Genomic DNA, 18,480 nt, shown 5'->3' on the forward strand with positions numbered 1-18,480 from the left:
GCGAGCAAGCTCGCTCCTACAAAAAAGCCTTAACTGAACGGCATTAGGGCAAGCCGGCTCGCCACAGGACGGTGTTTTCCTGGAAAGAGGGTGTTCAATGCACCACGGAGTTGGGGGGCAGGTGCCCCAGCCGCTCGGTCAGGCGCAGGCGCTGGATCGGGTCTTCGCTGAGCAGCAGCGCATGTTCCAGGTCGAAGCGTTCGGCGCTGGGGCAGTCCAGGCGTTGGTACAGGCTGGCGCGCGCCAGGTAGTCGGCGGCGCTGGCATTACCCAGTTCCAGCACGCGTTCGGCGTCGACCAGGGCCGCCAGCGGCTCGTCATTGGAGAGGTGCAGTTGGCGCAGGTTGCGCGACAGGCGTTGCAGGATCGAACGGGGTTCGGCGGTGTGCAGGTGGTCTGATTGCAACTTGAGGTTGGGGCCGTATTGGCGTTGCAGCAGCTCGCGGCAATCATTGGGGTAGAGGCGCCGACCGCCGCACGGATCGAGCAGGTGGTCGGCGCCGGGGACTCGCAGCAGGAAGTGGCCGGGGAAGTTGACGCCGACCATGGGAATATTCAGGCGCCGCGCCAGCTCCATCGCGATCAGGCCCATGGCCAACGGTTGCCCGCGCTTGCGTTGCAGCACCTTGTCCAGCAAGGCAGCGGCGGGGCGCAGCGGGGTGAATTCGTCCTGGGCGAACCCCAGGTCATTCATGCGCCGCAGCAGCGGTTGACCGAGCTCATCCGCCGGTAGCATGGGCATGCCCACATTCACCTGTTGTTCCAGCGAGATCAGGTCCTGCAGGATCACCAACGGCTGCACCGCCGGGTCATGTTCGGCAGCAATCCACAGCGCTGCTTCAAACAGCGCGGGGGGTGAACGTTCCAGGCAGGCGAAAAAAGCTTGGCGCGGCTTCATTGCGTTCTCCGACGGATGCCTCCGTTTTAGCCTTGCTGTGAATTTTCGTCCAGTGGCTTGAGAAGGATCCTATCTGCTTATGTCGCAGGGCCTGCAAAACCGGGCGGCTTATTCCAGTGCACTTCGGCAGTTTTCTACCGCAAGCCTATACTTGGCGACACCAGACGTGATTCGGGAGCTCGACGATGTTTGCTCTCATGCACAGCTACCGCCTTGAATCGCTGCACCTGAGCATTGACCCGGTGACGGGGTTGAAGGCGGTCATCGCCATCCACAACAGCCGCCTGGGACCCGCTTTGGGCGGCTGTCGCTACCTTGCCTACCCCGATGACGAAACGGCCGTCGCCGATGCCGCGCGCCTGGCCCAAGGCATGAGCTACAAGGCCGCCCTGGCCGGGTTGCCGGTGGGCGGCGGCACGGCCGTGATCCAGCGCCCCGCCCATGTGGAAAGCCGGGCGGCGCTGTTCGAAGCCTTCGGCCGGTGCATCGAGCAACTCAATGGCCGCTACATCACCGCCATCGACAGCGGCACGTCGGTGGCCGACATGGACTGCATTGCCCAGCACACCCGCTTTGTCACCAGCACCACGGCGGCCGGCGACCCTGCGCCCCATGCTGCCATGGGGGTGTTCGCCGGCATTCGCACCACTGCCATGGCGCGCCTGGGCAGCGACAACCTTGAGGGCTTGCGCGTGGCGATCCAGGGCCTGGGCAATGTCGGGTTCGCCCTGGCTGAACAACTGCACGCTGCTGGCGCCGAACTGCTGGTCAGCGACATCGACCACGGCAAGGTGCAACTGGCCATGGAGCAGCTCGGCGCGCACCCCATTGCCAACGACGCCTTGCTCAGCACGCCCTGCGACATCCTCGCGCCCTGCGGGCTCGGCGCTGTGTTCAACCGCACCAGCGTTGGCCAACTGCGCTGCGCCGCCGTGGCCGGCTCCGCCAGCGCACAACTGACCAACCTGCAAGTGGCCGACCAGCTGGAAGGGCGCGGCATCCTCTATGCCCCGGACTACGTGATCAACTCCGGCGGCCTGATCTACGTTGCCCTCAAGCACAGCGGCGCGGAGCTGCCGACCATCACCGCACACCTGTCGAACATCGGCACGCGCTTGACCGAAATATTCGCCCACGCCCAGGCCGAAAAACGCTCCCCGGCACGGGTGGCGGACGAATTGGCCGAGCGCCTGCTCTACCAATAACCAGGCATTAAAAAGGCCCTGAATCGATGATTCAGGGCCTGTTCAATTCGGGCTTTATTCCGCCGCGGCGTTGAGCAACTCGGACAACGCGTCCGGCTGGCTCTTGAACGCCTTGGCAAATACATCGCGGTTCTTCGCCATGTAGATCCCGGCCTCTTCAACCTGCTGCTCACTCAGGGACGGCACGGCTTTTTGCAACACTTCTGCTAGCAACTCGGCGAGTTCAAGCATCTTGTCATGACGGTCAGCTTCGGCTTTATCCATGAACAAACGCTCCAGATCTCGGCTGCTGCGGTATACCACTTCGACGGCCATTCACCACCTCACATGCCTTCACGATAGTTGTCTTTTGCTACTACTGTATCTATATACAGCGAAAAGCATATGCCAAACGCGCGGGTTTGGATAGCAGGATTTTTAATGTAGCTGCTAAGTGGGAGATTGCTACAACGGAAATTTCTGACTATCTGCCGGGATTTTGCTGGAAACATCCCAGGGTTTACCGTCCTCAGTGGCCTTGATAAATCCGTTTTCGAATGACGTGCCTCATGTCACCCCGCCATCATCTTATGCCTACCCTGGCCTTTTTTCTGCATGCAGAACAACCGTCATGTCCAACCCGCATTATCCGGTCGAACCGACCTAAGGAAGTATCATCGTGAAATTCAACTGGGCCGAAAAGCTACGCCAGAACGTCCATGGGCTGGCCGAGTCCCTGGGTAATCTGTTTGTCGAGTCGTTCCACTACCTGGCGTTGTTCGCCATTGGTGCGGTGACCGCCTGGGCGGCGGTGATGGAGTTCCTGGGGATGCTGGAGAACGGGCACATCAAGATCGATGACATCTTGCTGCTGTTCATCTACCTGGAATTGGGGGCCATGGTCGGGATTTATTTCAAGACCAACCACATGCCGGTGCGTTTCCTGATCTACGTGGCGATCACCGCGCTGACGCGCCTGTTGATCTCCAACGTGTCCCACCACAACCCGCCGGACATCGGCATCATCTACCTGTGCGGCGGGATTCTGCTGCTGGCGTTCTCGATCCTGGTGGTGCGCTATGCCTCGTCGGCGTTCCCTTCGGTGAAGGTCGAAGGCCCGCGTCGCAAGGGCGAGGCGAACCTGGAAACCGAGAAGGGCGAGCTTTAAAGCCCGATGCTGAAAGGCAGGGCACGGGTGGGCGGTCGCTGCAATAGTTTGTGACTGTCCCCGTCCGTCATCACCGCCAGGATTTCCATGGCGCTGTGGCCCTGCTCGATGGCAATGCCGAACTGTATGCTTTGCACCAGGCGTTTGAGCCGTTGCGGGTCGTTGCGTTGTTCGGCGCTGATCATGCGCTTGGCCACCACCCCCTTCTCGTTGGAGAGGGTGAGCATGATGCTGCCATCCAGCCGCTGGATGCTCAGGTTGACCCGGTATTGAGGGGTGAACGTGTCGGTGATGATCTGAAAAGGGTTGTCCATGGTGCGTTACCGCCTGATAAGAACATGCAGTCATTGACGACCGGCGTCTGGATTAGTTCGCGTTGCCTGACCACCGGCCACTCCGTCGCTGAGGTTTCACAACATCCGTTTGCCTCATCAGCCATACAGCAAGGGGCGTGCCGTACAGCGGCCTCCCAGGCGTTGAAGTCAGAATGTGGGAGGGGGCGTGTTTGCGCTGACGGTGGATCAGCCAATGAATACTCGGCTGAACCACCGTCAGCGCAAACAAGCCCCTCCCTCGGTCGTGCTGTGTTGTGCTGGAGTGCTGTGCGTCGTTTCAGGGCAACACAGAGAAAATGATCGCAGACAGCGCAATCAGCCCGATCACCACGACGAACACGTTCGATACCTGGCGGGGATTTTTAGCGGGTTGCACCCATGGGGAGAGGGGCAATTATAACGATCGCGGGGAAGTAAGAAGATGTAACTAACTCCCCACCCTACCAGCGTTTTTGCTCGTAGTCAGGGTTAATTTGTAATGTAGGATTTATCTTTGCAAAGGGCTTGAAATGTTCTTCTGAGTGCTCAATTGTGTAATCAAGAGGTCATGGTTTCACCACCCCGGTGTTGCAGTTTGTGATCTCTCGCGAGCTAGCTGAAATAAGGGAAGAACTATGCAAATCCAAGTCAATAGCGATAACCATATTGAAAGCAGCATCCGACTGGAGGAGTGGGTACGTACTACCATTGAGAGCACGCTCGAACGTTATGAAGAGGACCTGACCCGCGTTGAGGTCTACCTGCGGGATGAGAACGGCGACAAGCCCGGTCCCCACGATTTAAGTTGCCGCCTGGAAGCGCGGCCAAAAGGCCATCAACCGCTGTCGGTTTCCGCCAAGGGCGATACCCTGGAACAGGCGATTGACAGTGCAGCGACCAAACTGGATCACGCGTTGGAACATCTGTTTGGCAGACTGCAAGGCAAGCCCCGCGCTGCCGCGAAAAACCAGCCAATCAACAAAGTGAACGAAGACGCGCTGGAACAGGAATTCCTGGAAAACGAAAACGCTGTCATCAACGGCTGACTATTTTTCACCCCCTGCAAACGGGCCTGCATCTGCAGGCCCGTTTTCGTTTAGCCGCCACGTCGGAAGAAATACCGGCTCAGCATCGCCAGCCCACAAGCACCCAACCCGGCAAACAACATCGCCCAACCGGCGCCGTGGCGCAGGGCCGCCTGGGCATCGTTGAATGCCAGCCCCCTCGACTCCAACTTTCCTGCGGCGATGTGTTGGCTGATCGCCGGCCAATCCATTGCCGTGGTTGCAGGCAACACCTCGGCCAGTCGATGGCTGATCCCCAGCAACAGCACCAGCCCCATCAGCGCGATGTTGAGGGCCAGGGTGATCAGCCGTGCACTGAGGTCGATGCCCGAGGCCATGCCCGCCCGGTCGGCCGACACCGAACCGGTGGTGGTGTTGGTGGTGGGCGAGTTGGTCAGCGCCAGGCCCACGCCGGCGATCACGCAACTGAGCAGCACCAACCCGATACGTGGGTGCTCGGCCGCGTTGACCGCGGCCATGGCCAGGAAGCCTGCGGCCATCAGGCCCAGGCCCAGCGGAATAATGCGTTCGGCGCCATAACGCAGGGCCAGGCGCTCGGCCAACGGCGGTACCAGCAAGGTCGGCAGGGTGTAGGCGAGCAGCGCGGCGCCGGTGGTCAAGGTGTCGTAACCCAGGCCCGCCTGGAAGTACAACGGCAAGTAGATCATGAACGGCCAGAAGCTGAAGTTCATGCCGATCGAGCCCATCAACGCGCCGTTGAAACGCTGGATGCGGAACACCGAGAAGTCGAACATCGGGTGCGCACTGCGAAGCTCGACCGTGATGAACAGCAGCAAACCGAGCCCCGACAAAGCCGCCCAGCCGAGCATGGCGGGTGTGCCGAAGCCGTGCTCGCTGCCTTGGGTGATGAAGTACACCAGGGCAAACACCGACAGGGTCAAGGTGAGCATGCCGGCGATGTCCAGGCGATGGGCGGCCGGGTCGCGGGACTCCTGCACGCTGATGCGCAGCAGCACCAAGGTGAACAGGGTGAGCGGCACATGCACGAGGAACACCCAACGCCAATCCGCGATCGCCAGGATCAATGCGCCGATCATCGGCCCGAAGCCCAGGCCCACGCCGGCAATCACCCCCCATATCGCAAAGGCCCGTGCCCGTGCCGCGGGTTCGCGGAACAGGTGCGAGAGGATGGCGAACTGGCAAATCATCATCGCACCTGCGCCGATGCCCTGGACAAACCGCGCGGTGATCAGCAGCGACGCATCCTCGGCCAGCCCACAGGCCAACGACGCCAGGCCAAACAACCACAGGCACAGCACCAGCATGCGTCGGCGCCCAAAGCGGTCAGCCAGGGTGCCGGCGGCCATCAGCACACTGGTGCAGGCCAGGGTGTAGGCGTTCATGATCCATTGGGCATCCTGGAAGCCGGTGCCCAGTTGTTGTTCCAGGGTGGGCAGGATGACCGGCACGCTGGAAATTTCCAGGCCGAACATCAGCGCGACCAGGCATACGGCGGTGAGCGCCAGGCCATGCCTGGCGGTGCGCGGTGGGCTGACGGCCGCTAACGTGGCGGTGGGTGGCATGGGATTCTCCTGTGAATGACGTGTCACGTTATTTTCAGGGGAATGTGATTCTTTATTCGTGATAAGTTTTCTTTCGATAAGGGACTCAAGGGCGACAATTGCACCATGGCCACCCCGCGTTTTGATGGCGTTGAACTGTTTCTACAGATTGTCGAAAGCGGCAACCTGACCGAGGCCGCCGAACGGCTCAACCTCACGCGCTCGGCCGTCGGCAAGGGTCTGGCGCGCCTCGAGGCCCGCCTGGGAACCTGCCTGTTGCAACGCTCTACCCGCCGCCAGCGCTTGACCGAGGATGGCCAGGCTTACTACGAACATTGCCTGCGCGCGCTGGCCGAACTGGAGGCCGCCGAATCGGTACTGGAAAGCGGCCGGCAACAGCCGCGCGGCCGCTTGAGGGCGAGCCTGCCACTGGCGTTCGGGCATCATTATGCGGCGCCGGCACTCTGGGGCCTGATGGACCGATTTGCCGAGTTGGACATCGAGATTTCTTTCTCCGACCGGCTGATCGACGTGGCCCAGGAAGGCTTCGACCTGGCTGTGCGCATCGGCGCGCTGCCCGACACCGATCGCCTCAGCGCCCGCCGCCTGGGTGAGCAGGCCATCGGCCTTGCCGCCTCGCCGGTGTATTTGCAGCGCGTGGGGGCAATAGAGCGCATCGAGGACCTGGCCGGGCATCGCGGTATCGCCTACCGCTGCAGTGCCCCGCGCCGGGAGTGGGAGTTGAATGACGCCGAGGGTCGCTCGCACCGTGTGCGCGTCGCTTCGCCCTTGATGATGGATGACCTCCAGGCCGATGCCGCTATCGCCGGTGTTGGCCTGGCCTGGTTGCCGAGTTGGTTGATTGCGCACTATGTCCTGCGCGGGCAACTGGAGGCGGTCCTGCCGAGCTACCGCGACCAGCCCGCGCCGATCCATGTGATTTGGCCGACCGCCACGCATATGCCGGCGAAAACACGCTGCGCCATCGACGCCCTGGTCGCAGGCACGCCCAGTTGCCTGGCGGGCAGTTAGAGCCGGCCCATCAGGCGCGCGCATTACCAGGGTGGCGAGCGGGTTTACTGTGGCGAGCCTGCTGGCTACAACACACGCCGCTTGCCACAGGCTGTTTGTCGCTCGAGCAGTCAGAACGCGATAGACGTCTGTAGGTACACCGTGCGCGGCTCACCGATGTATTTGCCCTTGTTGTTATCGTCGAACGAGCGCGTGTAGTACTGCTTGTTGAAGATGTTCTTCACGCCCACCGCCACATTCAAATCCGACAGCTGCGGGCCGAAATCATAGGCCGCGCGGCTGCTGAACAGCATGTAGCCGGGGATGCGCCCATTGGCACCGTCGGCGGTTTCGGCCTCGGTGTTGGCGTTGTCGGCGAACTGGCTGCTCTGGTAGCTGCTGTCCACGTTGAGTTTCCACGGGCCTTCGGTGTAACCCACTCCCAGGGTGCCTTTGTGCTTGGACGAGAAGGGCACGCGGTTGCCTTTGTTCGGCCCGTCTTCACGGATGGTTGCATCGACGTAGGCGTAGCTGGCGTACACATCGAAGCCGGCCAGCGCCGGGCTCAAGCCGTCGAGGGCATAGTTGACGCTGGTCTCGATACCCTGGTGACGGGTTTGGCCACGGGCGATCACGGAATCGTTGGTCTGGTTGCTTTCGTACTGGTTGTCGAAGTTGATCAGGAACGCGCCGATTTCCGCGCGCAGGCTGCCATTGTCATAACGTGTGCCGAGTTCCCAGGTGCGGGCTTTTTCCGGTTTCACTTCGCCGCTGGTCACGCGGTTAGGCATCTGGCTGTACTGCACACTGCCGAACGAGCCCTCGGTGTTGGCGTAGAGGTTCCAGTCGTCCGTCAGGTGATACAGCACATTAAGCGCCGGCAGGGCGGTGTTGTAGTCGCCTTTGTAGTTGACGTTGGTCAGGTTGTTGCTCTGCTGGGACTCGATCATCTCGTAGCGAATGCCCGGGGTGATGGTCCACCGGCCGATATCAATCCGATCATCGACGAAGAATGCATTGGCTTCGGTACCGCCGCGTGTGTCGCGGTCGTTGCGGCTGTCAGTGGTGGGGATTTGCTGGTTGTTGGCGGAAATCGGTGTGCGGTAGCGCAACTCATGCCCGGCTTCGTTGATGTAGCGATAGCCCACGCCCACTTCATGGCTGGTGGGGCCCAGGTCAAAGCCTTGGGCGAGGCGGGTTTCCAGGCCGCGTACCCAATATTCGCGCGGCGACAGCGAAAGGAACGTGCCCTGGTCCAGGTAGCCGCTGCGCAGGGTCTTGGTGAAGAAGCTGTTGACGGTGAACTCGCGGCGGTCCTGCTCGTAGCGATAGCCGACGTTGAACATCGTACGGCGGCCCCAGAATTTGTCGTAGGGGCGGGTCGACTGATACGGGTCGGCCTTGTAGTCCGCCACGTTCAAGCCCCCAGGCATGTCGGCCTGGCCTTCGTAGTACTGCGCCATGGCATTGAAGCTGTTGGCGTCGTCGAGCTGGTATTTGCCCTTGAGGATCAGATCGTCGATGCGTGTGTTGCTGTTTTCGCGCCAGTCGCCGCCACGGGTACCGGAGTACAGCAGCGCGCCGCCCAGGCCGTTGTCGGCGGTGCCGCCGGCCAGCAGGTTGGCGGTGCTCTTGAAGCCATCGTGGCTGGAGGAGGGGCTGGTTTCGGTCTGCAAGCCGCCTTTGACGGTGGGCGCATCCGGGATCGCACGGGTCACGAAGTTGACCACGCCGCCGACGTTCTGCGGGCCGTAGCGTACCGCACCGCCGCCGCGCACGACGTCCACGGCGTCCATGTTGCCCAGGCTGATCGGCGCGAACGACAGTTGCGGCTGGCCATACGGCGCGAACGGCACGGGGATGCCGTCCATCAATACCGTAGAGCGCGACGCCAGGCGTGGGTTGAGGCCGCGGATGCCGAAGTTCAGCGCCATGTCGTGGCTACCGGTGCCGTTATTGTCCGGAGCATTGACGCCGGGGATGCGGTTGAGCACGTCCTTGGCCTGGGTCGCGCCCTGGCGTTCGAATGCCTCACGGCGGATCACGTCACGCGCGCCGGGGTGTTCGAACACATTGGCTTGCGCCGCGTCGCCGAGCCAGTCGCCGACGACGGTGGACGTGCCGAGCTCCAACGTGGTCGGTGCATTGGCCGGTTGCAGGCTGTAGGCATTGTCGCCTTCGGCGCGGGCTTGCAGGCCGGTGCCTTCCAGCAGTGTTTGCAGCCCGTCGGCGGCACTGTAGTTGCCGGACAGCCCACGGCTCTGCAGGCCGGCTGTGACGTCTGAACCGAAGGAAATCAACACGCCGGCTTCGCGACCAAATTGATTGAGCGCCGCCTCCAGCGAGGCGGGCGCGATCTGATAGGTCTTGGTGTCGTCCGCCATTACCGATGGCAGGGCGGTAAAACTGAGGCTGGCGCCTAGCAGCAGTTGGCGCAAGGTGCGGGTGAGAAGGGGCGGTTGCTGGGGCATGAAGAGCGGTCCTGAGAAGGAAGGATCAAGGGGGCTTTCCTTCTCTGTCACGCGAGGTGCGGAAAACGGCTCACGGTTGCGCGCAATACTTCAAGCGCGTGCCTGAACGGTCACCCAGTAGCGGGTAAAGCGCCGCACCTTGACCGGCAGGCTGACCTCCAGCAGATCGAGAATGCGTTCACTGTCGTCCAACGGATAGCTGCCGGACAGCAGCAGGTTGGCGACTTGCGGATCGCAATTGACCTGGCCTCGGCGGTAACGACCCACTTCGGCGAGGAAATCTTCCAGGCGCATATGCGCGGCCACCAGCATGCCGTCGGCCCAGGCACCACTGTTGTCGTCGGTGGGGCGTGGCGTATCCCAGCCCTTGCGGGTGAAATTCACCTGGCGCGCGGCCTCGACCGTCAGCGGCAGGCCACTGTAGCGGTTGGGCATCACTTCGACCCGGCCCGCGAACACCGCCACGTGGGTATGGTCGTTGTACTGGCGCACATTCAGGCGAGCAGCCTGGCTGCTGAGCAGGCCCTGGCCGGTGAGCACCTGCAACGGTGTGTTGCCGGCGACACCGTTCAGCAGGATCTCGCCTTCGAGCAGACGGATCAGCCGTTGCTGGCCATCGAAATGCACATCCACCGCGCTGCCGGTATTGAGCTGCAACTGGCTGCCGTCGGCCAATTGCACCTTGCGGCGTTGGCCGACGGGGCTACGGTAGTCGGCGCTCAGGGGGGGCAGGATATGTTGCTGGCGCAGGCTCCAGGCCGCAGCCGAGCCGGCACCCAGGATCAACAGCAGCTTCAGCGCCTGGCGTCGGCTGCTGGATTTCGGTGCGTTCAACGCCGCATGGGCCAGGGGCGAGGGCATGTCGCGCAGGCGCTGGTTGACGCGCTGGATGTGGTCCCATGCCCGTTGGTGTTCGCTGTGGGCATTCAACCATTGCTGCCAGGCCGCCTGCTGGCGCGGGCTGAGCGCGCCTTGCTGCATCTCCATCAACCAGTGCACGGCTTGCTCGGCGATGTGGGTCGAGAAATTCATAGGGCGAAATAGCAGCGCATGGCGGCTTTATTCAGGTGGCGTTTGACGGTGGCGATGGAGATGCCCAGTTCGGCGCCGATTTGCGCGTAGGTCAGGCCATCGAGCTGGGCCAGCAGGAATGCGCGTTTGACGCGGTTGGGCAGCCCGTCGAGCAGTTGGTCAAGTTCCAACAGGGTTTGCAGGATGATGGCGCGTTCTTCTTCCGACGGCGCGACCAGTTCCGGCATCTGTGCCAGCGTCTCGAGGTAGGCGCGCTCCAGGTCCTGGCGGCGGTAGAAGTTGAACAGCACGCGCTTGGCGATGGTGGTGAGGAAGGCGCGCGGTTCGACCAGCGTCGGGGTTTCCCGCGCGCTCAGCACGCGCACAAAGGTGTCCTGTGCCAGGTCGGCCGCGCTTTGCGGGCAGCCGAGCTTGCGTCGCAACCAGCCGGTGAGCCAGTGATGATGCTCGTGATACAGGACTTCGACGGTGTGGGACGGGCTCAACGTGAACACTCCGCAAGCATCGATATGCTTTAGAGAACAAGAATTGTTCGCATTGTAGGGCCCCGGAAGGGGTTCGGCAATCCGCTCGCACCGGTGTTTCATCCGTTGTGTTTTGCTTATGAGAATATTTATCATTAATATTGCGCGCTGACGAACCTGGCGCCTCCCGCATGAAAAGCAAAACCTCACTGCCCGTCTCCTATCGCCTCGCCGTGACCTCGCGGGTGCTGGCCGCCGTTGTCGGCGGTTACCTGATGGCTTCCCTGGCCAGTATCTGCCTGGCGCTGTGGCTGCCGACTTCCCGTGCCGATGCGGTGGTCGTGGGGATGATGAGTTCGTTTGTGTTCTATCTGCTGGCGGTGCTGTGGTGCTTTGCCTGCCGCACGGCCGGGCGTGCCTGGCTGGGCGTGATGGCGCCCTGCGTCCTGTTTGCCACCCTGGCGGGCGTGGGTTGGTGGGTGGCACGCCCATGAAAGAGGGATTTCGCCAGGCCATGGCCTGGTTGCACACCTGGGTCGGATTGATCTTTGGCTGGCTGTTGTTCGCGATTTTCCTGACGGGCACCTTGTCCTATTTCAAAGACGAGATTACCCATTGGATGCAGCCTGAAGTGCAGGTGCATGGGGTGGATGACGCCCGCAGCCTCGCGGTGGCGCAAGCCTATCTCGAGCAACAGGCGCCTACCGCGGCGCGCTGGTTTATTACCCTGCCCGACAGCCGCGATCCCGGCCTGTCGGTGATGTGGCAGGACAAGGTCGACCCCGGCAAGCGTGGCAACTTTATCCAGAAAGTCCTCGACCCGGTCAGCGGTCAACCGGTGCAGGTCCGTGAAAGTATGGGCGGCGAATTCTTCTATCGCTTCCACTTCCAGTTGCAAATGCCTCACCCGTGGGGCCGCTGGCTGTCGACCTTTGCCGCGATGGTGATGTTTGTCGCCTTGATCACCGGCATCATCACCCACAAGAAAATCTTCAAGGACTTCTTCACCTTCCGCCCGCGCAAAGGCCAGCGTTCCTGGCTCGATGGGCATAACGCGGTGGGCGTGCTGGTGTTGCCCTTTCACCTGATGATCACCTACAGCAGCCTGGTGATTTTCATGAGCATGGTGATGCCGGCGCCGATCATGGCCTCTTATGGCGACGACACCCGGGCGTTCTTCAGCGAAGTGTTCCCGGCGACCGACAATGCGCCGGCCCTTGGCCAGCCAGGCAAGTTGTTGCCCCTGGGACCGATGTACGCGCAGGCGCGGCAGCAATGGGCGGGCGGTCATGTCGGACGCGTGGCGGTGAATAACCCCGGCGACGTGAATGCGTCGGTGAATGTGTTCCGCGCCGGTTCCGACAGCGTGGTGCATGACTTCGGCAGCATCGTGTCGTTCAACGGCACCACGGGAGAGCAGGTGCGCGTCAGTGGCGAGCCGTCGTTGCCCGCCGTTATCGGCGGCAGTTTCTACGGCTTGCACATGGGCCATTTCGCCGGCCCGGTGCTGCGCTGGTTGTACTTTATCTGCGGCCTGGCGGGCACGGCCATGATTGGCACCGGCCTGGTGATCTGGCTGGGCAAACGCCAGCTCAAGCACGTCAAAAGCGGCGTGATGCCGTTTGAGCTGAAACTGGTGGAGGTGCTGAACATCGCCAGCATGTCCGGGCTGATGATCGCCATCGCCGCGTTCTTCTGGGCTAACCGTTTGCTGCCGGTGAGTGTCGCCGAGCGTTCCGCCTGGGAAGTGCAGGTCTTCTTTATTGCCTGGGGCCTGAGCCTGTTGCACGCCATGTTGCGTCGAGGTCGCCAGGGTTGGGTCGAGCAATTGGGTGTCGGTGCGCTGTTGTTTGTCGCCGTACCCTTGCTCAACGCAATCACCACCTCCGAACACCTGGGGGTGTCACTGGCCAGGGGCGATTGGGCCATGGCTGGCTTCGACCTGACGTGCCTGGGCAGCGGTGTGTTCCTGGCCTGGGCGGCCTGGAAGATGCAACGCCGTGCCGCGTTTCAATCCAAGGCCGAGTGTGGGCCTTCGCTCAAACTCAAGCCGGAGGCGCACTGAATGCTCGTAGCGCTGCTGATGTGTTACGCCGGGTTCACCGCGTTGTGCCTGTCCACCGATCGTCACCATGGTGAATTACTGCACAGCAAACCCTCCCCGCGTCGGCGCTTGGGGTTACGCGCCGCCGGCTGGTTGCTGCTGACGGTATCGATTTGGCCTGCGGTAGTGATCGCGGGGTGGGGCCAGGGCCTGGTGCAGTGGTGCGCGGTATTGATGCTCAGCGCATTACTGCTGGTGTTGCTGTTGCCGTATCGGCCAAGGCTGGCCATGAACCTGGCGGGCATCGGCCTGCTGGCCTGCCCCGTTGCAGCCGTCGCCACGCTCTGAGCCCGCCATGATGATCAGCCCGCCACCCGAACCCCAGGACAGCCCGCATACCGATGTGGCGGGTGGGCGCGCACATTTTCTACAGGTGTTCCTGTCCCAGCGTTCGCAGATGGAAGCCCTGGTCAGCCGTCGCGTGGGCTGTCGCGCGACGGCGGCCGACCTGGTGCAGGACCTGTTCCTGCGCTTCTGGCGCCGGCCCCTGGTACAGGTTGAAGAGCTCAGTACCTACTTGCTGCGCTGCGCCGGCAATATCGCCATCGACCACTTGCGCAGCGAAGGCGCCCGCGTGCGCAGCAACGAAGGCTGGCTGCCGGAGCAGCAGGATAACCAGGGTTCAGAACCCCAGGCGGCATTGGAGGCGGGCAACGACCTGCGCCATGTCGAGGCCGCCTTGCGCAGTTTGCCGGAACGCACCCGGCATATTTTCTTGCTTAACCGCATCCATGGCCGCAAGTACGCGGACATCGCCAAGGCCATGGGGCTGTCCCAAAGCGCGGTGGAAAAACATATGATGCGTGCCCTCGAAGCCTGTAAAGCCAGCCTTCGTGAGCCATCGTCTCCACGCACGCCAGGGAAAGCACCGTGAACGTCACCCCCACGCCTGACCAGGAACACGCCGCACTGGCCTGGCTGAGCCTGCTGCACGACCAGCCCAGCAGCGGCGACCAGGCTACCTTCAGCCGCTGGCTGCGGGCTGACCCGGCGCATGTGGAGGCCTATGCCCAGGCCCAGGTGGTGTGGGAATTGAGCGAAGTGCCGGCGCGCCTGTTGGCCGACGAAGAGGCCCTGGCCTTGCAGGGCTATCTCAATGCCATGAGCGCCAGCAGGCGTTCGCGAGTGGTGCGCTGGTCCGGTGCGCTGGCCACGGCCGCGTGCCTGCTGGTGATGGTGTCGATGGCCGCGGGTTGGCAGCCGTCGCGCTGGATCGATGACTTTGGCGCCGATTATGTGAGCGCGCCGGGGGAAGTGAAGACCGTCACCCTGGCCGACCAGTCCCAAGTCATCCTGGATGCCGACAGCGCCATCGCCGTGGATTTCAGCCAGGGCGAGCGGCATATCCAACTGCGGCGCGGCGCGGGCTTTTTCAGCGTGACGCACACGGGTGAGCCATTCGTGGTGGCGGCGGGCAGTGGTGAGGCGCGGGTGCTGGGCACGCAATTCGAAGTGCGCCTGCAAGCGGCAGGGGCTCAGGTCACGGTGTTGTCGGGACGGGTGGGTGTGACACCTTCCAGGCAGGCTCAGCAGCAAATTCTTACGGCTGGGCAACAAGTGGCCTACGCCGAAGGCGTCGCAGAACCCCTGCACGCGGTCGACAGCGAATCGCGCCTGGCCTGGCGCGACGGCTGGCTCAACTACTACAAGGCGCCCCTGGCGGATGTGCTCAAGGACCTGGGCCGTTACTACCCTGGCCGCATCGTGCTGCTCAACGACGAGATGGGGGCCAAGCGGGTCAGCGGCAGCTTCCCGAGCAAAGACCCGCAGGCAGTACTGAACGCGTTGCAGGCGGTATTGGGCTTCGAACAGCACAGCCTGCTGGGGCGAATGATCGTGGTGCGCTGATTACTTCAGCGCGGCCATGATCTTCTCGGGGCTGTACTCGCGGATCAGCGTGCCGTTCACCGCCACGAACGGAATCCCGCCGCCGCCCAACGCTTCATAGGCCTGGCGCGCCTGGGCGTCCTTTTCGATATCGAGCGCCTGGTACGGAATGCCTTTCTGGTCGAGGAAGCGGCGGATCTGCTTGCAGTAGCCACACCATTGGGTGGCATACAGCACAACGTGGGCCGAAGCCCGCGTCTGCTCCGAGACCACCTGGGACGGGTTGAACAGCCGTTCGACCTTGCCCCAGTTCTGGATCACGACCACCACCAGCAACACCAGCAGGACTTTTTTAAAGACCCCGCCGAGCATCAGTTACGGCGCTTGAGCTGGTCGGTCAGTTGGGTCGGCAAGCCCTTGATGATCAAGGTGCCGGCGGCTTCGTCATACTCGATCTTGTCGCCCAGCAAGTGCGCTTCAAAACTGATGGACAGGCCCTCGGCGCGGCCGGTGAAGCGGCGGAACTGGTTGAGCGTGCGCTTGTCGGCGGGAATTTCCGGCGACAGGCCGTAATCCTTGTTGCGGATATGGTCGTAGAACGCCTTGGGCCGATCCTCATCGATCAAGCTCGACAGTTCTTCCAGGCCCATGGGTTCGCCGAGCTTGGCCTGGCTGCTGGCGTAATCCACCAGGGTCTTGGTTTTTTCGCGGGCAGATTCGTCCGGCAGGTCTTCGCTTTCGACGAAGTCGCTGAAGGCCTTGAGCAGGGTGCGGGTTTCGCCCGGCCCGTCGACGCCTTCCTGGCAGCCGATAAAGTCGCGGAAGTACTCCGAGACCTTCTTGCCGTTCTTGCCTTTGATAAACGAGATGTACTGCTTGGATTGCTTGTTGTTCTGCCACTCGGAGACGTTGATGCGCGCCGCCAGGTGCAGCTGGCCCAGGTCCAGGTGGCGCGATGGGGTCACGTCCAGCTCATCGGTCACCGCCACGCCTTCGCTGTGGTGCAGCAGGGCGATGGCCAGGTAGTCGGTCATGCCTTGCTGGTAGTGGGCAAACAGCACATGACCACCGGTGGAGAGGTTGGATTCTTCCATCAGCTTCTGCAGATGCTCGACGGCGGTGCGGCTGAACGCAGTGAAATCCTGGCCACCTTCGAAATAGTCCTTCAACCAGCCACTGAACGGGTGCGCGCCGGACTCGGCATGGAAGTAACCCCAGGCCTTGCCTTGTTTGGCGTTGTAGCTCTCGTTGAGGTCGGCAAGCATGTTCTCGATAGCGGCCGACTCGGCAAGCTCGGAGTCGCGGGCGTGGAGAACTGCGGGTGTGCCGTCGGGTTTTTTGTCGATCAGGTGGACGATGCAATGACGGATCGGCATAGGCTTCTCGGCTGGTTGAGCGGGGAGCGGTTGGCCTCCCCGAAAAGTTGCCCAGTGTACCGCACCCATTGGCCAAGACACGCGTCGAAGGGGTTTTGGATGCTCTCCGACGGGGTATATGCCTTTTTTTCACGGTTTAGAGCGATAAAGCTGACCAAATGGCTAGGTAGAAGCGGATATTTCCCCGTCTCTGTGCTAGTTTTGCCCCGTCTTACGCCATGACTCGGCGTTAAGCGTGCATTCAGCATCTGTCAGGTCGAACCAATCCCCGTTTCAAGCATCTATAACCCCGATCTCCGTGGTTATAGCCGGGGGTGCCAGGCCATGACGGTCGGGCTCGACGGCTGACACTGCACTCTGCAATATCCATATGAATTTGATAGGGAAGGAACACCACAATGGCTTTGACTAAAGACCAACTGATCGCTGATATCGCTGAAGCTATCGACGCGCCAAAAACCACCGCGCGCGCAGCTCTGGACCAACTGGGCCAGATCGTTGCTGATCAGCTGGAAAACGGCGGCGAAATCACTCTGCCAGGTATCGGCAAGCTGAAAGTGACCGAGCGTCCTGCCCGTACTGGCCGTAACCCTTCGACTGGCGCTGCCATCGAAATCGCTGCCAAGAAAGTTATCAAGCTGGTTGTGGCCAAAAGCCTGACCGACGCTGTTAACAAGTAAGACGCAGCAAAAAAAACCGTGCTCCGGAGCGATCCGGGCACGGTTTTTTGTTGCCTGCGATTTGACTGTCGGAGCGAGTTGGCTTGCGAAGGGCGTCAACGAGAACGCAGGTTTTCAGGTTAGACGCGTTGTCCTCGGTTTTTTCGCGAGCCAGCTCGCTGCAACAGGTTTTAGTCCTTGCGGGCCCAACGTTGGCGCCACACCTGCTGCTCGGACGGGGTCTGGAAGGTCCAGGCGACAAACCGGCTGGTCTTCTGGCCTTGGGACATTTCCACTACGCGGCTTTCCAGCACGCCGGCTTTTTTCAGTGCCGTTTCGATCGCGGGCAAGTTCGACGCTTTTGATACCAGGGTGCTGAACCACAACACCTTGTGGGCAAAATTCGCGCTTTCGGCGATCAGTTGCGTCACAAAGCGCGCTTCGCCGCCTTCGCACCACAGCTCGGCCGATTGGCCGCCGAAGTTCAACACCGGCAATTTGCGTTTTGGATCGGCCTTGCCCAAGGCGCGCCATTTGCGTTCACTGCCCTTGGTGGCCTCGTCCATGGACGCGTGGAACGGCGGGTTGCACATGGTCAGGTCAAAGCGCTCGCCCGGCTCCAGCAGGCCCAGCAGGATATGCTTGGGGTTGGTCTGCTGACGCAGTTGGATCACCTTGTTCAGCCCGTTGGACTGCACGATGGCCTTGGCGGCTGCGACGGCTGTCGGATCAATCTCCGAACCGAGGAAGTGCCAGCGGTAGTCGCTGTAGCCAATCAGTGGGTAGACGCAGTTGGCGCCCATGCCAATGTCCAGCACCTTGACCGGCGCACCACGTGGGATCACACCTTCGTTGACGCTGGCCAACAGGTCGGCGAGGAAATGCACATAGTCCGCACGCCCCGGTACGGGGGGGCACAAGTAATCCGCCGGGATATCCCAGTGCTGGATACCATAGAAGGCTTTGAGCAGCGCCCGGTTGAACACCCGCACGGCGTCGGGGCTGGCGAAATCGATGCTTTCCTTGCCGTAGGGGTTGATGATCACGAATTGCGCCAGTTCCGGCGTGGTCTTGATCAGCGCCGGGAAGTCGTAACGACCCTGGTGGCGGTTGCGCGGGTGCAGGGTGGCCTCTTTACGCGGCACCACGGGCTTGGCCGTGGCGGCGGTTTTAGGCTTCTTGCGCGGAGGTTTGGGCGTGCTGGGGGCGGTCATGATGATTCTGGTGTTGGCTCAAAGTGGTGGGCATTGTCACACATCCTGAGCTCAACTCGGGCAAATGTGGGAGGGGGCTTGCCCCAAAACCTGTCAGCTAAGGAGGAACACTGTCACTGTGGCGAGCGGGCTTGCCCCGCGTTGGGCTGCGCAGCAGCCCCAAAACCTGGC

Annotated in this window: 20 protein-coding genes; 10 read left to right on the forward strand and 10 right to left on the reverse strand. The window is 61.9% G+C overall.

Annotation, left to right across the window (positions count from 1 at the left end):
* Window positions 1-94: 94 nt before the first annotated feature.
* Entirely contained in the window at window positions 95-898 is an 804-nt protein-coding gene (locus ACODSV_RS32915) for a SirB1 family protein (protein ID WP_069075328.1), read from the reverse strand.
* A 185-nt stretch (window positions 899-1,083) separates the two neighbouring features.
* Between ACODSV_RS32915 and ACODSV_RS32920 the strand changes: the two genes are divergently transcribed.
* On the forward strand, window positions 1,084-2,103 hold the full coding sequence (locus ACODSV_RS32920) for a Leu/Phe/Val dehydrogenase (protein ID WP_069075327.1): 1,020 nt from the start codon (window positions 1,084-1,086) through the stop codon (window positions 2,101-2,103).
* 54 nt (window positions 2,104-2,157) lie between these two features.
* On the opposite strand, the gene ACODSV_RS32925 is transcribed toward ACODSV_RS32920, so the two are convergent.
* Window positions 2,158-2,418 (reverse strand): YebG family protein, encoded by a 261-nt coding sequence (locus ACODSV_RS32925; protein ID WP_003171979.1) that lies wholly within the window; start codon window positions 2,416-2,418, stop codon window positions 2,158-2,160.
* A gap of 343 nt (window positions 2,419-2,761) precedes the next feature.
* On the opposite strand from ACODSV_RS32925, the gene ACODSV_RS32930 reads away from it, so the two are divergent.
* Window positions 2,762-3,250, forward strand: coding sequence for a phosphate-starvation-inducible protein PsiE (locus ACODSV_RS32930; protein WP_024073598.1), 489 nt, complete (start codon window positions 2,762-2,764; stop codon window positions 3,248-3,250).
* On the opposite strand, the gene ACODSV_RS32935 is transcribed toward ACODSV_RS32930, so the two are convergent.
* Complete coding sequence (locus ACODSV_RS32935) at window positions 3,247-3,564, reverse strand: DUF3509 domain-containing protein (RefSeq protein ID WP_024073599.1); 318 nt, start codon at window positions 3,562-3,564, stop codon at window positions 3,247-3,249. The two genes, ACODSV_RS32930 and ACODSV_RS32935, sit on opposite strands and share 4 nt — an antisense overlap.
* A 635-nt stretch (window positions 3,565-4,199) precedes the next feature.
* Between ACODSV_RS32935 and ACODSV_RS32940 the strand changes: the two genes are divergently transcribed.
* Window positions 4,200-4,610, forward strand: coding sequence for an HPF/RaiA family ribosome-associated protein (locus ACODSV_RS32940; RefSeq protein WP_027604683.1), 411 nt, complete (start codon window positions 4,200-4,202; stop codon window positions 4,608-4,610).
* Between the two features lie 50 nt (window positions 4,611-4,660).
* Here the strand turns inward: ACODSV_RS32940 and ACODSV_RS32945 are convergent, their stop codons facing one another.
* Window positions 4,661-6,172, reverse strand: a complete 1,512-nt coding sequence (locus ACODSV_RS32945) for an MFS transporter (RefSeq protein WP_150054480.1) — start codon at window positions 6,170-6,172, stop codon at window positions 4,661-4,663.
* 105 nt (window positions 6,173-6,277) lie between these two features.
* Here ACODSV_RS32945 and ACODSV_RS32950 point away from each other — a divergent pair, with 105 nt between their 5' ends.
* Window positions 6,278-7,183, forward strand: a complete 906-nt coding sequence (locus ACODSV_RS32950; protein ID WP_150054481.1) for a LysR family transcriptional regulator — start codon at window positions 6,278-6,280, stop codon at window positions 7,181-7,183.
* Between the two features lie 110 nt (window positions 7,184-7,293).
* Here ACODSV_RS32950 and fecA read toward each other — a convergent pair whose 3' ends face one another.
* The 3 genes from fecA to ACODSV_RS32965 form a co-directional block, all read right to left on the reverse strand.
* Entirely contained in the window at window positions 7,294-9,633 is a 2,340-nt protein-coding gene (fecA, locus tag ACODSV_RS32955; protein WP_150054482.1) for a TonB-dependent Fe(3+) dicitrate receptor FecA, read from the reverse strand.
* Between the two features lie 90 nt (window positions 9,634-9,723).
* Entirely contained in the window at window positions 9,724-10,665 is a 942-nt protein-coding gene (locus ACODSV_RS32960) for a FecR domain-containing protein (protein ID WP_150054483.1), read from the reverse strand.
* Window positions 10,662-11,150, reverse strand: a complete 489-nt coding sequence (locus ACODSV_RS32965; RefSeq protein WP_024073605.1) for a sigma-70 family RNA polymerase sigma factor — start codon at window positions 11,148-11,150, stop codon at window positions 10,662-10,664. The genes ACODSV_RS32960 and ACODSV_RS32965 overlap by 4 nt, the downstream gene beginning before the upstream one ends.
* A gap of 170 nt (window positions 11,151-11,320) precedes the next feature.
* Here ACODSV_RS32965 and ACODSV_RS32970 point away from each other — a divergent pair, with 170 nt between their 5' ends.
* Genes ACODSV_RS32970 through ACODSV_RS32990 form a run of 5 tightly spaced genes read left to right on the forward strand, consistent with a single transcriptional unit; the run spans window position 11,321 to window position 15,081 of the window.
* A complete protein-coding gene (locus tag ACODSV_RS32970) occupies window positions 11,321-11,623 on the forward strand; it encodes a DUF3649 domain-containing protein (RefSeq protein ID WP_150054484.1) in 303 nt (100 codons plus the stop codon).
* Window positions 11,620-13,194: a PepSY-associated TM helix domain-containing protein gene (locus ACODSV_RS32975; RefSeq protein ID WP_150054485.1), complete on the forward strand. Its 1,575-nt coding sequence runs from the start codon at window positions 11,620-11,622 to the stop codon at window positions 13,192-13,194. Before ACODSV_RS32970 ends, ACODSV_RS32975 begins: the two co-directional genes overlap by 4 nt.
* Window positions 13,195-13,521: a DUF3325 domain-containing protein gene (locus tag ACODSV_RS32980; protein ID WP_024073608.1), complete on the forward strand. Its 327-nt coding sequence runs from the start codon at window positions 13,195-13,197 to the stop codon at window positions 13,519-13,521. It begins immediately after the preceding gene.
* Between the two features lie 7 nt (window positions 13,522-13,528).
* Entirely contained in the window at window positions 13,529-14,107 is a 579-nt protein-coding gene (locus ACODSV_RS32985) for an RNA polymerase sigma factor (RefSeq protein ID WP_150054486.1), read from the forward strand.
* Entirely contained in the window at window positions 14,104-15,081 is a 978-nt protein-coding gene (locus ACODSV_RS32990; protein ID WP_150054487.1) for a FecR family protein, read from the forward strand. Before ACODSV_RS32985 ends, ACODSV_RS32990 begins: the two co-directional genes overlap by 4 nt.
* On the opposite strand, the gene ACODSV_RS32995 is transcribed toward ACODSV_RS32990, so the two are convergent.
* Together ACODSV_RS32995 and yejK are read right to left on the reverse strand one after the other, a co-directional pair.
* The gene (locus ACODSV_RS32995; protein ID WP_024073611.1) at window positions 15,082-15,432 is read right to left on the reverse strand and encodes a glutaredoxin family protein; all 351 of its coding nucleotides are present in this window, start codon (window positions 15,430-15,432) and stop codon (window positions 15,082-15,084) included.
* Window positions 15,432-16,436 carry a nucleoid-associated protein YejK gene (yejK, locus tag ACODSV_RS33000; RefSeq protein WP_024073612.1) on the reverse strand — a complete coding sequence of 335 codons (1,005 nt, stop codon included), beginning with the start codon at window positions 16,434-16,436 and terminating at the stop codon, window positions 15,432-15,434. Before yejK ends, ACODSV_RS32995 begins: the two co-directional genes overlap by 1 nt.
* Window positions 16,437-16,834: 398 nt before the next feature.
* On the opposite strand from yejK, the gene ACODSV_RS33005 reads away from it, so the two are divergent.
* Window positions 16,835-17,116: an HU family DNA-binding protein gene (locus ACODSV_RS33005; RefSeq protein ID WP_024073613.1), complete on the forward strand. Its 282-nt coding sequence runs from the start codon at window positions 16,835-16,837 to the stop codon at window positions 17,114-17,116.
* Window positions 17,117-17,286: 170 nt separating this feature from the next.
* On the opposite strand, the gene rlmF is transcribed toward ACODSV_RS33005, so the two are convergent.
* The gene (rlmF, locus tag ACODSV_RS33010; protein ID WP_150055626.1) at window positions 17,287-18,309 is read right to left on the reverse strand and encodes a 23S rRNA (adenine(1618)-N(6))-methyltransferase RlmF; all 1,023 of its coding nucleotides are present in this window, start codon (window positions 18,307-18,309) and stop codon (window positions 17,287-17,289) included.
* Between the last annotated feature and the right edge of the window lie 171 nt (window positions 18,310-18,480).

The sequence above is a fragment of the Pseudomonas sp. FG86 genome (genome assembly GCF_057808775.1).